This is a genomic window from Limosilactobacillus viscerum, from assembly GCF_947387525.1.
GTDB lineage: Bacteria > Bacillota > Bacilli > Lactobacillales > Lactobacillaceae > Limosilactobacillus > Limosilactobacillus viscerum.
Genome location: NZ_CANDNW010000012.1, coordinates 31,928 through 46,192, shown reverse-complemented (window position 1 = coordinate 46,192; position 14,265 = coordinate 31,928). Strand labels below are relative to the sequence as shown.

Annotated in this window: 16 protein-coding genes and 1 tRNA gene; 4 read left to right on the top strand and 13 right to left on the bottom strand. The window is 44.5% G+C overall.

The annotated features are described in order from the left end of the window. Positions 1–405: 405 nt before the first annotated feature. Both QOS07_RS05035 and QOS07_RS05030 read left to right on the top strand, forming a co-directional pair. The gene (locus tag QOS07_RS05035; RefSeq protein WP_283587905.1) at positions 406–543 is read left to right on the top strand and encodes a hypothetical protein; all 138 of its coding nucleotides are present in this window, start codon (positions 406–408) and stop codon (positions 541–543) included. Positions 544–766: 223 nt separating this feature from the next. Next, entirely contained in the window at positions 767–1,036 is a 270-nt protein-coding gene (locus QOS07_RS05030) for a hypothetical protein (protein ID WP_283587904.1), read from the top strand. Between the two features lie 98 nt (positions 1,037–1,134). On the opposite strand, the gene QOS07_RS05025 is transcribed toward QOS07_RS05030, so the two are convergent. After that, a complete protein-coding gene (locus QOS07_RS05025) occupies positions 1,135–1,437 on the bottom strand; it encodes a type II toxin-antitoxin system RelE/ParE family toxin (RefSeq protein ID WP_283587903.1) in 303 nt (100 codons plus the stop codon). Next, entirely contained in the window at positions 1,427–1,675 is a 249-nt protein-coding gene (locus QOS07_RS05020; protein WP_283587902.1) for a type II toxin-antitoxin system RelB/DinJ family antitoxin, read from the bottom strand. The genes QOS07_RS05025 and QOS07_RS05020 overlap by 11 nt, the downstream gene beginning before the upstream one ends. Positions 1,676–1,957: 282 nt before the next feature. Here QOS07_RS05020 and QOS07_RS09605 point away from each other — a divergent pair, with 282 nt between their 5' ends. Continuing rightward, a complete protein-coding gene (locus tag QOS07_RS09605; RefSeq protein ID WP_408613325.1) occupies positions 1,958–2,068 on the top strand; it encodes a PH domain-containing protein in 111 nt (36 codons plus the stop codon). 498 nt (positions 2,069–2,566) lie between these two features. Here QOS07_RS09605 and QOS07_RS05015 read toward each other — a convergent pair. The 8 genes from QOS07_RS05015 to uvrC all read right to left on the bottom strand — a co-directional run bounded on the left by QOS07_RS05015 (position 2,567) and on the right by uvrC (position 11,358). Next, positions 2,567–2,655, bottom strand: a tRNA-Ser gene (locus tag QOS07_RS05015). Positions 2,656–2,722: 67 nt separating this feature from the next. After that, on the bottom strand, positions 2,723–3,319 hold the full coding sequence (locus QOS07_RS05010) for a DUF308 domain-containing protein (protein ID WP_283587901.1): 597 nt from the start codon (positions 3,317–3,319) through the stop codon (positions 2,723–2,725). A 61-nt stretch (positions 3,320–3,380) separates the two neighbouring features. Then, a complete protein-coding gene (locus tag QOS07_RS05005; RefSeq protein WP_283587908.1) occupies positions 3,381–3,899 on the bottom strand; it encodes an adenine phosphoribosyltransferase in 519 nt (172 codons plus the stop codon). A gap of 17 nt (positions 3,900–3,916) precedes the next feature. Next, entirely contained in the window at positions 3,917–6,232 is a 2,316-nt protein-coding gene (recJ, locus tag QOS07_RS05000; protein WP_283587900.1) for a single-stranded-DNA-specific exonuclease RecJ, read from the bottom strand. A gap of 122 nt (positions 6,233–6,354) precedes the next feature. Then, positions 6,355–7,188 (bottom strand): SDR family NAD(P)-dependent oxidoreductase, encoded by an 834-nt coding sequence (locus tag QOS07_RS04995; RefSeq protein ID WP_283587899.1) that lies wholly within the window; start codon positions 7,186–7,188, stop codon positions 6,355–6,357. Between the two features lie 12 nt (positions 7,189–7,200). After that, complete coding sequence (gene rnz, locus QOS07_RS04990) at positions 7,201–8,130, bottom strand: ribonuclease Z (protein WP_283587898.1); 930 nt, start codon at positions 8,128–8,130, stop codon at positions 7,201–7,203. A gap of 31 nt (positions 8,131–8,161) precedes the next feature. After that, positions 8,162–9,484, bottom strand: a complete 1,323-nt coding sequence (gene obgE, locus QOS07_RS04985; protein WP_283587897.1) for a GTPase ObgE — start codon at positions 9,482–9,484, stop codon at positions 8,162–8,164. 62 nt (positions 9,485–9,546) lie between these two features. Further along, positions 9,547–11,358 (bottom strand): excinuclease ABC subunit UvrC, encoded by a 1,812-nt coding sequence (gene uvrC, locus QOS07_RS04980; RefSeq protein WP_283587896.1) that lies wholly within the window; start codon positions 11,356–11,358, stop codon positions 9,547–9,549. A gap of 148 nt (positions 11,359–11,506) precedes the next feature. On the opposite strand from uvrC, the gene QOS07_RS04975 reads away from it, so the two are divergent. Beyond that, a complete protein-coding gene (locus QOS07_RS04975) occupies positions 11,507–11,641 on the top strand; it encodes an SPJ_0845 family protein (RefSeq protein ID WP_283587895.1) in 135 nt (44 codons plus the stop codon). A gap of 85 nt (positions 11,642–11,726) precedes the next feature. On the opposite strand, the gene QOS07_RS04970 is transcribed toward QOS07_RS04975, so the two are convergent. Genes QOS07_RS04970 through clpX form a run of 3 tightly spaced genes read right to left on the bottom strand, consistent with a single transcriptional unit; the run spans position 11,727 to position 13,888 of the window. Next, complete coding sequence (locus QOS07_RS04970) at positions 11,727–12,026, bottom strand: nucleoside triphosphate pyrophosphohydrolase family protein (protein WP_283587894.1); 300 nt, start codon at positions 12,024–12,026, stop codon at positions 11,727–11,729. 2 nt (positions 12,027–12,028) lie between these two features. Beyond that, positions 12,029–12,619: a ribosome biogenesis GTP-binding protein YihA/YsxC gene (gene yihA, locus QOS07_RS04965; protein ID WP_283587893.1), complete on the bottom strand. Its 591-nt coding sequence runs from the start codon at positions 12,617–12,619 to the stop codon at positions 12,029–12,031. Between the two features lie 18 nt (positions 12,620–12,637). Further along, positions 12,638–13,888 carry an ATP-dependent Clp protease ATP-binding subunit ClpX gene (gene clpX / locus QOS07_RS04960; protein WP_283587892.1) on the bottom strand — a complete coding sequence of 417 codons (1,251 nt, stop codon included), beginning with the start codon at positions 13,886–13,888 and terminating at the stop codon, positions 12,638–12,640. Positions 13,889–14,265 lie beyond the last annotated feature (377 nt).

Genomic DNA, 14,265 nt, shown 5'->3' with positions numbered 1-14,265 from the left:
ACTGGCGATCACCCATTGAAGTCTTTATGCGAAAAATGTTTCGATGAAGTGTTCAATTTATTTATTGCAATCTGCCAAGAAGAAAATAACCATTATTCAGTTTTAGCAACCAATACTAATTAGGCGCGGAGCAACATGTAACTTATATAGTGATAACAATATCATCAAAAAGTGTTGATAAAAAGTAACTTTTCTAGAAGGGTCATCCCTGTATCTCAGGTACAATTGAAGTCTACCAAACGATCAGTGGAAAGAGAACTGTTTTTACCGATCTTATAACCAGGATATAAATGTTATATTTATGATGTAATTACTCCATTTGCGGTTTCTTTTGAGCATAAAATGGTGATAAATGAATAAGAACGTTTATACTTACTATATACTTTTTAATTAAGGGGGAAACTGATGGATATCAGAAAAATCAACACGCAAGCGCGCTTGAAAGAAGGCTTTTTCCTGCTACTCGCTGAAAAGAACCTTTCTGAGTGCACGATTAGCGATATTGTTGAATATGCCAAAGTAAGTAAAAAAAACGTTTTATAATTATTACCAAAACAAGCGAGAATTTTTAATTGAAACCGAGCGTGATCTCCTGGAAGGACTGCAGCAAGCACTTTTAACCGATCGTGAACAGGTAAAGCTACTAGACCACCAGCCTACCGCAAAGGAGATTGTCGAGCTATCAGCTCATGCCTTTAACGCTACCTTGGCATTTTGCGACCAATACAAGGTTCAGTTCTCACGACTGCTGTCTTCAAATGGTGATATGTTTTTCTATAAAAATATTGTCAAAATTGGGATGGAAGAATTTGACTACCGTTTTCCCTACCTATTTGGTGAAGAAAAATCACCGAACCGTAAGAACATTTTGCCCCTTAGTTTCGTGAAGACAATTTATGTTGAAACGATCATCAATCTTCTCGTCCACTGGGGGAGAAATTCTAACTCGATGAGTATTAGCGACGTTAAATTTCTCGTCGGTATTATTCAAACGAAATCACCTGTCGAATTAGTCAAGCTAAGTCAATTTGAATAATTAAAGGGTCAGACACTTCACTTTTGGTCTGACCCTTTTTAGTCGTTATGGTACTTGTATACTTTCACTATAAAAAGCGGTAGCGGCTTGCTATCACCTCAGTTATAAGGAATATGTTTTAGAACTTCATGACTACCTGTAGTCAACAGTAATAATACTAACCTTTCATTTTCAATCCGATAGCACAGGACCCAATCATCATTGTAGCTTCTATCTACATGAACATGCCAAACAGTAGGATGTGTTCCTTTGATTATTCCTAACTTATGTTTTCTTTTTAATTCATCCACATCATTTTCAACTATTAGCTTAACAACTTTCTTTAGTCGTTCAATATCGTAATGCTTTCGTTTTAGCTTTTTTACATTGCGCTTGAAAGTTGGTACTTGCTCAATTTTCATCTAATGAGGCCGCCCAATCATCAAAATTGTCAAACGTTTCTACTTGCCCCCGATCGGCTTCTGCGATAGCTTGATCAAGTTCTGACGTAGCCTTGGGAGTAAATGGCAGTTTATTGTCTTGCGTAACTCGCTTAAGATAAATTTTAATGCCGGTAGATAAATCCAATCCCATTGAAGAGAAAACTTTAGTTGCGTCTTTCTTTAAGTCATCATCAATTTTGATATTAATTTGTGCCATCTCAATCACCTCTTCAACGATTAATTATAGCATATCGTATATATTATTTATATATGGTATATTTATATTTTCTTTCTAATAGTACTGTTCATCTCTCCAGTTACAAAAAGCAGCAGTTGATGTCGAACCATTTTCTGTCCCCCACTGTAAAGGAGATAGCTTGGAGCCAACTGTTCTTAATGGTGCATTAGCCATCATTAGAGAACAACCATAACTTAAAAATAGTAAAATCGCTGTTGTATTAGAAGATGATGACAACGAAACTGCTTTAAAGTGTGTTAAATTAATGTTAATGGCGAAACGGTTTTATATGCCGCTATTGGCTTTGTGGATAGTAACCCCGTGTTAATTGTCTGTACTAATACCCGCATTATTTTTCTTGGTCGTGATTAATTTACGGAACTGAAACAAAAGAAATCCCTTTGGATATGGTTGATAGAATTTCTTGCTCTAAAGAGTTGGTTCTAGGAAGTTGCTGTCAATAAGTCCCTCAGGATAGCTCTCAGGGCCGTTAGCTTGGCTAAACAAAAATTTCCACTTCTACTTGCTCTCTCGTTGTCCTTCTGCTAGCACAAGGGATAAACCTGTACGCAATTTCTAAACAACTAGGTCACTCTAACTTGTCGACTACCGCTAACACTTATGCTTATCTAATTGACGAATACAAAGATAAAATAGATCAGCAGATAATTGATGCTCTAAAATCCTTATAGTATAAGACTTCAAGTTCTGTTTGGCTCCCACACAAAATGGGAGCTTTTTATTTATTTGTGTGGAAAATGTGTGGCACTTGTATACTTTTCTATGCTTTTCCATGTGAACTAAAAGAGCACAAACCCCAATATTTCAAGGGTTCGTGCTTCTTTGTGCTTTCACAAGCTTTATATATAAAGGAGAGTACAGGATTTGAACCTGCGCGCCCGCTCAACACGGGTTCGCCGGATTTCGAGTCCGGTGCATTACCACTCTGCCAACTCTCCATATTCAACTGCATTATTATAGCAAAGAAATGCCTTAGCGTAAAGCTACCATGCAGTTGAAATTTGCCTACTTTTGATTTGCAATATCGTAAGTAGTCTGACCATCCTTCGCCGTGTATACCGCCTGCTTTGTATTATCTGGGTTAACAATACTGATAGAATAGTCACCATTCAGCGCCTTTGATACCTGCGCTGAATTCTTCTTAATCGAATTAGTTAAGTCTGACCAACCGATTTGCGATGCTTGGCTAGGGTCATCCACCAACGCCTTAATTGCACTGACGGTATTATCATCAGTTGGCTTGATCACGTACGTATTCGTGCTTTCCTTAAACTCAACCGTTCCCAGCTTTGAATACCCCTTTTGCAGTTGGCGCAGGACTGAAGCCTGCTGATTGGCACTCGTTTGCCCACCATTAATCCCGCTTAACCGGTTCGAAAAGCTTGAATCCTGAACAACCTGCGCTGAAGAGCTCTCCTGACTTGCCGACTGCTTATCCTTATGGAAATAAGGTAGGTTAATTGCACCATAAACCACCGCAATCAAACTCAATACCACAATGATTGTCCCTGATTTCCATTCACGGTACCGTTGCCAGGAATTAGTTAAATAAAAAGCCCCTAAGATCAGCATCAGGCCACCGAAAATTACTAAGAAAATCATTTGCATAACTCCTTTTGGTTGCTATAAAAAGAAGGGTGTGACGGTTTGTCCACCCTCTTTTTTAAAATTCCATCAATGTCTTAACGCCGTACTTATCAATCTTTTCACGACCATTAAGGTCCTTTAATTCAATCAAGAAGGCACAGCCAACGACGATTCCGCCCATTTCTTCAACCATCTTGATCGTAGCAGAAATGGTACCACCGGTTGCCAGGAGATCGTCAACCACTAATACCCGCTGGCCAGGCTTAATCGAATCTTTTTCCATTTGCAAAGTAGCGGTGCCATATTCAAGCGTGTAGGTTGCGCTGACCGCTTCACGAGGAAGCTTCCCCTTCTTACGGGCTGGCGCAAATCCAACTCCCAGTTCACGGGCAATCGGGCAACCAACAATAAAGCCCCGCGCTTCCGGGCCTACTACCATGTCAACTTGTTTATTTTTTGCGTAATCAACCAATTCATCAGTTGCTTGCTTGTAAGCTTCACCGTCAGCCATTAGTGGCAAAATATCCCGGTAAATGATCCCCTTCTCCGGGTAATCAGGAATACTAGCAACATATTTATAAAGGTCTAAAGTCATACCAGAAATTGTCTCCTTTAATTCTTCTTCAGGCACTGCATGACCCACTCGGTCAGCGTACCAGCATTACTAAACAAGAGCGTTTGCTCAGCTTGGTAGCGAGCGAGTTGCGCTTGATAGTGGTCTGTCTGTTTTAAATCTCTTTTCTGGACACCGGTCACTAGATTTAAAACACCATCATTAATTGTAACAAATCCTACCTCAGAAAACACACTTATCATTAAATTTAATCGAACTTCATTAATTCTTAAGTAACGACTAACTGCTGACCGTTGTTGTGGCCACTGAAGATTCGGGTGCTGAGCAATAAAACGGTAGAAGCTGGCAAAGTCCGCCCGGGCAGGCATCCCCGCCAAGTAAATACTATTGGCATCATATAACAACAAGCGGATCACCGCTGGTTGTCCACTATCGCCATCAAAGATTCCCTTAAACTGGTCTAATTGTGGTGGACAGTCAACAACCGTCACACTTTGGCCACCAAAATCAACTGTTGTTGCTTCTGCCGGAGTAAGGACGTGTCCCGCACTAATATGTGGCGTGATATTATCATGGAGCCGGTCATCAGCAACTACATAATAACCTTCCATGGAAAAATGTTGCGGCGTTAGGTGGTTTGTCCGCTGGTCAAGGATAATCGTTCCACCAATCTGAATATCAACGAGCATGAGCTGCACGGTTCGCTTACCCCGCCATTCATTAATGCTTAGTTTAACAAGAATATCAATGTCTGCTCCCTGTCCGGTTAGCAGCGGCGCCAGCTTTCCCTTTCCAAAGGCAACCACCGTTACCGGTCCTAGGTTAAATTTAAGGTGAGAGTTATCCTTACCCATTGTTTTGATACTGTGGGGTAGAACATCGTCCATTTCAAAGACCGGCTGCTCATTTCCCGGCCCAAACGGACCCAGTAACTGAACCTCTTGATAGAGTTTTTCATTTACGTCACCAACAACCAGGTGTCCGTCTACGGCAATTTTACTTTTTTCTTGGCCGGTAAAGCCCTGCTTTTTAGCTTCGTGAACCAATGCTGACCGTAACTGGTCGAGATTTTCCTCCGCAAACGATAGGCCGCAAGCCGCTGGGTGCCCACCAAACGTTGTAAACAAGTCACGGTGAGCGGCAAGGGCCGTAAATAGGTTAAAGCCATCGCTACTCCGACCCGAGGCTTTGGCGACCGTTTCACCATCATTGACGCCTGCAACGATGGTCGGTTTACCCGTCTCATCCATAATCCGGCTAGCGACAATGCCTAAAACGCCCTGGTGCCAATTGTGCCCCAGGAGAACAAGGGTTGGTGAATCAGCGTTCTCCGGACTCGCCGCCTGTTCACGAGCACTGGTCATAATCTTATCAACCAGTTCTCGCCGCTTCTGGTTAGCTTCCTCAACCTCGGCAGCCAGTTCTTTCCCTCGTCCTTCATCTAAGGTTGTTAATAGTTCAACCCCTTCGTTAGCATTAGCTACCCGTCCTAGCGCATTTAAGCGTGGTGCAATTGAAAAACTAATATCTTTGTCCGTCAGCTGGCTCTCATTTACTCCTGCTAGTGAAACCAGTGCGTGTAACCCCGGCCGCATCCCCTGTCGCAGTTCCTGTATACCAAGTGAAATCAATGCCCGATTCTCATCAGTAACATTTACCACGTCAGCAATTTCACCAATTGCTAAGAGGTCCAGTTCTTCCTCTGGAAACTCCTTTTGCAGAGCCCAGACAACCTTAAACGCAACCGCGACACCAGATAAGTCGGGGAAGGGATAGTTACTGCCCGGATAGCGGGGGTGAACTATTGCCGTCGCATTGGGCAGCTCAGCGGGCAATTCGTGGTGGTCAGTAATGACAACATCAACGCCCTTGGCCGTCGCCTGGTCAATCACTTCTTTACCGCTAACCCCGTTGTCAACTGTAATAATTAAGTTTGTGCCGTCCGCAATGATCTTATCATAGGCAGTCTGGTTTGGGCCGTAACCGTCCGTAAAGCGATCCGGAACATAGTAGTTAACGTTAGCACCAATTCCCGCCAATGCTTCATACATTACTGCCGTACTGGTAATCCCATCCGCATCATAATCGCCATAAATGGTTATCTTTTCACCATTAGCAACTGCCTCTTCGATCCGTTCAACCGCCTTGTCCATATCATGGAGCTGACGCGGGTCATGAATGGTTTCTAAACTCGGTTTCAAGAATTCTTGTGCCTTGTCAGGATCAGTTAGACCACGTTCTGCCAATAACTTTGCCATCACTGGTGAGACGCCCAACGCCTTTTCCAGTGCCGCAGTTTGCCCTTTATCAACGCTGGCCGCCTTTTCCTGCCAATTATATTGTGCTTTAATCATTCTTTTCCCCACATTTCCTAAAAATAAGAAAGGCGTGGCAAAAATGCCACTGCCCCTTCAATGCCCCTAACAATTTGAGCGGGCTAATATAACGATCGTTACTACAGTGAGACTGAGGATTTCTACAATTCCTTTTTATTTTGCTGAAAATCAAAGAACTTCTTGATCGCCCAGTCACCGAGACCTGGGAAGACCTGGTAAGCCCAGCCAAAGTAAGCAACATAGCCGGGGACGTTGATTTCACGTGTCTTGTAGCCAACGTTATTCCAAATCCGCCGCGCCAGCTCGTCCGGTTCAATAAACATCCACTTTGGCAGGTGAGCCCGGTAGCTACCGTCCTGGTCGGCCTTATCAAAGAATGGTGTGTTGACGGGGCCAGGGTTAACAGTTAACACTTGGACCCCGTAATCAGCAACTTCCATCCGCAAAACATTATCAAATTGGATAACGCCAGCCTTAGTTGCGGAATATGCCGCACTGTTAGGTGTTGGAATCTTCCCACAAGCGGATCCGAGGTTGATAATGGCACCGTATCCCTGGTCCATCATCTGCCGGGCAACGCACCGACTGATGTACATTAATGCTAGCAGGTTTACTTCCGTCATTTGATCCATTGTCTTATAGGATTGCTCAGCCGCCGGAGCAAACTCCGCCAATCCAGCAGAATTGACTAGTACATCAATCGCGCCGACCTGGTGACGAATCTGGGTAAGTACTTCATCAATTTGGTCCGGTGAAGTTGCGTCCATCTGGTAGGCAAAAGCTGGCCGCCCTGAAAGAAGCAAACACTGTTTTGCAACTTGGTCAAGTTTCTCCTTATTCCGGGCAGTTACGACTACGATTGCACCGCGCCGGGCCGCCTCTAATGCTAATGACTTACCGATTCCGCTGGAACCACCCGTGATCAAAACAACTTCGTTCCGTAAAAACCGCAACGTCTTTACCCGCTTCAGCATAATCATCGCTCCTTACTTATTAAAAGGAATGTCTATAACATCAAAATCATTTACTACCCGCGTATTTGGAAATACGTCGCGAACCTGGTAGGCAAGCTGGTAAGCCGACTTACCAGCATACCGTGCCGAGATGTGGTTCAACAAAAGCTGCTTTGCACCGGCCCGCTTGGCAATTTCAGCCGCCTGGAGACTAGTCGTATGGTAGTAGCTCCGGGCCAACTTAACTTCATCCTTCGCAAAGGTACTTTCATGGACAAGTACATCCGCGTCCTTTGCTAGTTTAACAGCATTCTCCGTCTTCCGGGTGTCACCACAGATTGCCACAATTCGGCCCTTCTGTGGTTTTCCAATAAATTCTTTACCATCAACCGTCCGGCCATCATCAAGGGTCACCGTTTTACCAGCCTTCAACTGCCCGTACACCGGACCGGAAGGAATGTTCATTTCACGCAACTTATCAACCTGGAGTTCACCAGGGTGGTCCGCTTCAATTACCCGGTAACCATAACAAGCAATCTTGTGATCAAGCTTTTTAGCAATTACCGTAAAACCGCGATCGTGGAATACCTCCCCCTCATGGTCAATTTCTACAAAGTGGAGGGGGTAGCTTAGCCGTGATTCACTTACCTGTAAAGCAGTTACCACAAACCGCTTGATCCCAACCGGTCCATAAATCGTTAACGGCTCATTGCCACCCTGGAAGGAACGTGAACTAAGTAACCCTGGTAAACCAAAAATATGATCGCCATGAAGGTGGGTAATAAAGATTTTTTCAATCTTCCGTGGTCGAATCGTTGTATTTAATATTTGGTGCTGAGTTGCTTCACCAACGTCAAAAAGCCAAATTGCGTTCCGTTCTTCAAGTAACCGCAACGCCACACTTGAGACGTTCCGTTGCTTACTTGGGGAGCCCGCTCCCGTTCCTAAAAATTCAAGTTGCATTATAAAAATTCCCTACCTTTTCTAGTAACGACTACTGGATAAACTCAAAGACAAACTTCCGGATTCGAACCATCTCGCCGTCTTTAATTCCCTTTTCACGAAGGGCATCATCAACACCCATTTGTCGCATCTGACGCGCAAACCGTAGTTGACTTTGTTCGTGCGTCAAATCTGTCATGTCAAACAAGCGAAGGAGCTTTTCACCGCCCAGAACCCAGGTACCATCTTCGTCCCGTGTAATGGTAAATGCTGGACCTTTATCCGCTTGAAATTCTTTACCAGCCTCTTCATACGCTGGTGTCAATTGTTCATCGTGGCTTTCACTATCAAATGCCGGCGTCTTATCCAGTATGTCTGCCGTTAACTGCATTAACTGCTGAACACCCTGGTGGGTAACTGCCGAAATTGGGAAGATCGTCGGTTGGTCGGCCGACGTATCATCCGCCGCTAATTGCTTTTTAAAGACTTCGAGATTCTTATCAGCATTTGGCATATCCATCTTTGTTGCCACCACAATCTGCGGCCGCTTTAAGAGTTCTGGATCATAATTTGCCAGTTCGTGGTTAATCTGACGGTAACGCTCAATTGCTTGGTTTTCGTCTTCTGCCGACATATCAACCAAGTGTAAAAGAACCCGTGTCCGTTCGATGTGGCGAAGGAACTTTAATCCCAGGCCAATTCCCTTTGAGGCGCCTTCAATTAACCCTGGCATATCAGCCATGGCAAAGTCCCGACCGTCAGGCAGCATCACCATTCCCAAGTTTGGTACAAGGGTAGTAAATTCATATGCCGCAATTTTAGGCTTGGCACCAGTGACAACGGACAGGAGCGTTGACTTACCGACTGATGGGAATCCGATCAGGCCGACATCAGCTAACATTTTCAATTCTAGCTCAAGATACCGGTCCTCACCTGGTTCACCATTTTCCGCAATTTCTGGCGCCGGATTTTTAGCAGTGGCGAAGTGGATGTTGCCACGACCACCACGGCCACCCTTAGCAATTACTAATTCTTGACCATTCTCAACCAGGTCACCAATTATTTTACCAGTATCCAGGTCGCGGACAGTTGTCCCCTGGGGAACAGCAATCACGGTGTCTTCAGCACTAGGGCCGGTCATCTGCTTATTCATCCCGTTACCACCATTTTTTGCTTTAAAAATCCGGTGGTAACGAAAATCCATCAACGTCCGCAGTCCTTCATCGACTTTCAAGATGATTGAGCCACCATGGCCGCCATCACCACCAGCTGGTCCACCGTTGGGAACATACTTTTCCCGGCGGAAGGCAACCATTCCGTCGCCCCCTTTACCGGCATGTGCTTCTATTTTAATTTGATCTACAAAGGTATTCATGATAATTTCTCCGTTCTTTCATCTTATACCTAGTATATGGGAAAAAATAAGGGGCGTCAAAATCAATCGTGACTACTCCCCTTAGCAACTTCCGCATTTTTCTGCAACGAAACCTTAATCAGCTGGGCGGTCGGCCGATTGATCCCCAGCGAGTGAATTTCATCAACCGATGCCTGAGCGATCTTAGTCACTGAACCATACTTTTTCAGTAACTTTGTCCGGGTTCGCGGTCCAACCCCCTTGATCTCATCCAGCCGTGAACTGAGTGAGTGTTTTGTATGGACATTCCGGTGGAAGGTAATGGCAAAACGGTGAACCTCATCTTGAATCCGTTGTACAAGGTAAAAGCCCTGGCTCCGCGGGTTCAGATTAACGTGTTCATCATTTTCACCGAAGAGAAGGTCCGCCGTCTTGTGCTTGTCATTTTTAACCATCCCCACAACTGGGATGTCCAAACCAAGCTCATTTTCAAGGACATCCTTAACGGCGTTCATCTGGATTTCGCCACCATCCATAAAAATCATGTCCGGCATCGGCTTATTTTCCCGGAGAAGGCGACTATACCGACGACGAATGACCTCCCGGGTACTAGCAGCTTCATCCGCATGGTTAATCACTGTCTTTAGCTTATACTTACGATATAGCTTCTTTGCTGGTTCGCCATCCACAAAGACGACCATTGCGCTAACCGGGTCTGCCCCCTGGATATGTGAGTGGTCAAAGGCCTCAATCTTGTGTCCTTCCGGCAGGCCAAGTGCATCGGTAATTTCTTTCATAGCACCGGTCGTCTTCCCCTTGTCCATTTCTAATAACCGGAATTTTTCATCCAGGGTCAGGCGCGCATTTTCGGCCGCCATTTCCATCAGGTCCCGTTTCTCGCCCCGTTCCGGCGTCCGTACCGGGATTCCAAGGATTTCGCTGATTTCCTTATTAGGGAGCCCCTTGGGAAGCAGCAGCTCCCGGGGGAGAATATTATTCCGCCGGTTATAAAATTGCAGGATAAAACTAGTCATTTCCTCCACGGCCGTATCGACAACCGGGAATAAGCGTTTTTCCCGTTTCATTAGCCGGGCCTGCCGGATAAAGAAGACCTGAATTGATAACCAGCCCTTGTCCATATAGAAATTGAAAAGGTCCCGTGGCGTCTTATCGTTGGAAATGATCTTTTGCTTTTCGACCGTTACTTCAATGTAGTGCAGCTGGTCACGAATCTCTGCTGCCCGTTCATATTCTAGATTTGCTGCCGCCTTATTCATTCGCGCAACCAGGTGCTTTTTTACCGTGGCGGTATTCCCATTTAAAAAGGACTTGATCCGCTTAATTTGCTGGTCGTATTCTTCACGAGGCACCTCCTTAAAGCAGGCACCTAAGCACTGTCCCATGTGGTAGTAAAGACACGGGCGCCCCTGGTAGCCATTGCACCGACGAAGGGGGTAAACCTTCTGGATAAAGTGCACCGTCTCCTCTGCCGCATAGACATTTGGATAAGGGCCAAAGTAGTAGGCACCATCCTTATTAATCTTACTGGTAATCTTAATTTCGGGGTCACGCTCATTAGTAATCTTAATGTACGGGTAACCAGTCCCCCGCTTCAATTTAATATTAAAGTAAGGCTGGTGTTTCTGAATTAATGTGATTTCAAGTAAAAACGATTCCTTGTTTGTCGACGTAATAATCGTTTCAAAGTCTGCTACTTCAGAAACCATCTTTGCAACTTTTCCGGTGTGACTGGATTTAAAATAGGAACGCACCCGGTTTTTCAAGTTTTTCGCCTTACCAACGTAAATAATTTGTCCGTTAATATTCTTCATCAAGTAGCAACCGGGCTTATCCGGCAATAATGTTAACTTATGCTCAAGATATTCACTTGCCATCGTAACCCTCCGTATGAAATGCTAGTATAATATTATAAATGATAAAGCGCGGTCAGGGCAAAGAATGTGACCGAATTTAATGGGGATTTCTTGCGGCACGTTTGCGGCATGTGCTAAGATAGGTGCAAATAAAAAGGAGAGCGATAGGATGGGCTTAGTAACGAGACGGAGTGAACAACTCGACCGCCTCTTCGACCAGTTTGCCATTGACCCAAAGAAGAAACGGCCAACTGATAAGTCGAAGGATCAACAAAAAGAAAAGCAAGAAAAAGAAAAAAATTAAATCAATAAAAGTGAAAGCGGGAGCGTAACAGAACTGAGTTTTGTCATACTCCCGCTTTTCGCATATATCCACAGAAAAGGCTTATTTATTCATGCTTCTTAAACCCAGTTGGGTAACGCCGGTTTAATTCCGCAATATTTGCCTTAGCAACCTCGTCAAACGGAATGTCCGCCCATTCAGCGATTTGTGAAAGGTACCACAAAACATCTCCCATCTCATGGACTAATTCTTCCCGACTTAGTTTTTTCCCCTTAAAGGTATAGTTTTTCACCAAGTCAACCACTTGACCTGACTCGCCCGCTAAACCCAGGGCACAATTAGTCAGAACTTGCTCATTGCCATATAACGTTCGCTTGGCTGCATCTTGGTATTCATTAAAATTCACCGTTAATTCATCCCCGTCTGCTCTTCAATCCAGTTCCAAACAGCATCTTTGCCGGTCTTCTTCACCGCCGAGAATAAGACAAGCGGTGTTTGCTTATCAATTCCCAACGTTTTCTTCACCAAGCTCTCTTCCCGGTTCCAGGCGTTCCCCTTCACCTTATCAATCTTGGTTGCAACGACCATTGTAGGAATATCATAATACTGCAACCACTGGTACATACTTATATCATCATCTGTCGGTGCGTGGCGACCATCAACCAGTAGGATTACTCCCCGTAATTGTTCCCTTGTCGTAAGGTACTTTTCAATCATTTGGCCAAAGCGTTCGCGTTCCTTTTTTGAAACCTTTGCATAACCATATCCGGGAACATCCACAAAGTATAACTCATCTTCCACCACGTAGAAATTTAATGTCTGGGTCTTACCAGGTTGACTAGAAGTATGCGCAAAGTTCCGCCGGTTAATCAAAACATTAGTTAATGAGGACTTCCCCACGTTCGAACGACCAACCAGGGCAATTTCCGGATAGTTAGTCTGCGGGTACTGTTCTGGTTTGACCGCACTAATTGTTAAATCAACATTATGAACTTCCATCTCACACTCTCCTGTTAATTATGAGGCTTTCTCATCCTTCATGATGAACTTTGGCTGGGCATGGTCAGTGACACAACGCTTCCCAATTACCACTTTGGCCACATCATCACGACTCGGCAGTTCAAACATTACGTCCTGCATAACCTCTTCAATGATCGACCGCAAACCACGGGCACCAGTATTACGGGCAATTGCTAGTTTAGCCATTGCGGTTAAGGCACCATCTGTAAAGCTCAGCTCGCTACCATCTAAGCGAATTAATTCCTTGTACTGCTTAACCAGCGCATTCTTCGGTTCGGTAAGAATCCGTACCAAGTCATGTTCGTCAAGCTTTTCTAGCGCCGTCATTACTGGCAGCCGACCAATAAATTCAGGAATCAGGCCAAACTTAAGCAGGTCTTCTGGAATAACATGCTGCAAAATATTCTTTTCCGTAATGTTGTCCCGTTCAGAAGTACTAGTTCCGAAGCCAATCGTCTTTTCACCGATTCGTTCCTTTACAATATTTTCAATGCCGTCGAAAGCACCACCAACGATAAAGAGAATATTGCTGGTATCAACCTGGATAAATTCTTGTTGCGGGTGCTTCCGTCCACCCTGTGGCGGTACATTGGCAATTGTCCCTTCAAGGATCTTTAACAGTGCCTGCTGAACCCCTTCACCAGAAACATCACGGGTAATCGAAACGTTCTCACTCTTTTTGGCAATTTTATCAATTTCATCGATGTAAATAATGCCCTTTTCGGCCCGTTCAACATCGAAATCAACTGCTTGTAAGAGCTTGAGAATGATGTTTTCAACGTCTTCACCAACATAGCCGGCTTCAGTTAACGTAGTTGCGTCGGCGATTGCAAATGGGACATTCAAAATCCGTGCTAGTGACTGAGCCAGGTAAGTTTTACCGGAACCAGTTGGACCAATTACCGCGATATTACTCTTTTGTAATTCGGTATCATTATTATCACCAGTCATCATCGCGTTTACCCGCTTATAGTGGTTGTAAACAGCGACGGCCAACGTCTTCTTGGCATCGTCCTGGCCAATCACGTAGTCGTCTAAGTCCTTGACAATTTCTTCCGGTGTTGGTACACGGAAGGTCTTCTTAGCGCTGTCCTCCGCTAATTCTTGGGTAATGATCTGCTGGCACAGATCAACACACTCATTACAAATATAAACGCCTGGTCCAGCCACAATCTTCTTTACTTCGTCTTGTGATTTACCGCAAAACGAGCAATGAACGGAATCCATTCCACTGGTATCTTCAAACATTTATAAACCTCCTCTAAAACTTATGAAATAATCATACCAAAATTCCGCTATAAATACGAATATTCTGTTTTGAAAAGAATTGATGCTGCGAGGTAAGTCCTCAATTAACAACAGTTAACATGGTACGTAATCGTTCACAAGCCACGATTTGCTATTGAAATTGATCCCCCTAAAAAATCAATCAATGCTTGGCGCTATGACAACCCCAGTATTTTGAAACAATAATGGTGGCGCAGCGTAAGTCATTCCTGATAAATTAAAGTTGAACACAAATAGGGATCCAGAGTTCACGGTTTCTTGCCGGTCTCTGGACCCCTATTGTACTTGCAGGGCTCGAAAGTCAGTACTGACCTTCGTCTTGTTCCCTTCAATATGAC

Coding starts and splice junctions, on each gene's coding strand:
- yihA (WP_283587893.1), bottom strand. CDS start 12,619: ATGGAAGTTCATAATGTTGATTTAACAATTAGTGCGGTCAAACCAGAA.
- QOS07_RS05035 (WP_283587905.1), top strand. CDS start 406: ATGGATATCAGAAAAATCAACACGCAAGCGCGCTTGAAAGAAGGCTTT.
- QOS07_RS05005 (WP_283587908.1), bottom strand. CDS start 3,899: ATGACTTTAGACCTTTATAAATATGTTGCTAGTATTCCTGATTACCCG.
- recJ (WP_283587900.1), bottom strand. CDS start 6,232: ATGATTAAAGCACAATATAATTGGCAGGAAAAGGCGGCCAGCGTTGAT.
- QOS07_RS05010 (WP_283587901.1), bottom strand. CDS start 3,319: ATGATTTTCTTAGTAATTTTCGGTGGCCTGATGCTGATCTTAGGGGCT.
- QOS07_RS05030 (WP_283587904.1), top strand. CDS start 767: ATGTTTTTCTATAAAAATATTGTCAAAATTGGGATGGAAGAATTTGAC.
- QOS07_RS04995 (WP_283587899.1), bottom strand. CDS start 7,188: ATGCTGAAGCGGGTAAAGACGTTGCGGTTTTTACGGAACGAAGTTGTT.
- QOS07_RS05025 (WP_283587903.1), bottom strand. CDS start 1,437: ATGAAAATTGAGCAAGTACCAACTTTCAAGCGCAATGTAAAAAAGCTA.
- QOS07_RS05020 (WP_283587902.1), bottom strand. CDS start 1,675: ATGGCACAAATTAATATCAAAATTGATGATGACTTAAAGAAAGACGCA.
- uvrC (WP_283587896.1), bottom strand. CDS start 11,358: ATGGCAAGTGAATATCTTGAGCATAAGTTAACATTATTGCCGGATAAG.
- QOS07_RS04975 (WP_283587895.1), top strand. CDS start 11,507: ATGGGCTTAGTAACGAGACGGAGTGAACAACTCGACCGCCTCTTCGAC.
- obgE (WP_283587897.1), bottom strand. CDS start 9,484: ATGAATACCTTTGTAGATCAAATTAAAATAGAAGCACATGCCGGTAAA.
- clpX (WP_283587892.1), bottom strand. CDS start 13,888: ATGTTTGAAGATACCAGTGGAATGGATTCCGTTCATTGCTCGTTTTGC.
- rnz (WP_283587898.1), bottom strand. CDS start 8,130: ATGCAACTTGAATTTTTAGGAACGGGAGCGGGCTCCCCAAGTAAGCAA.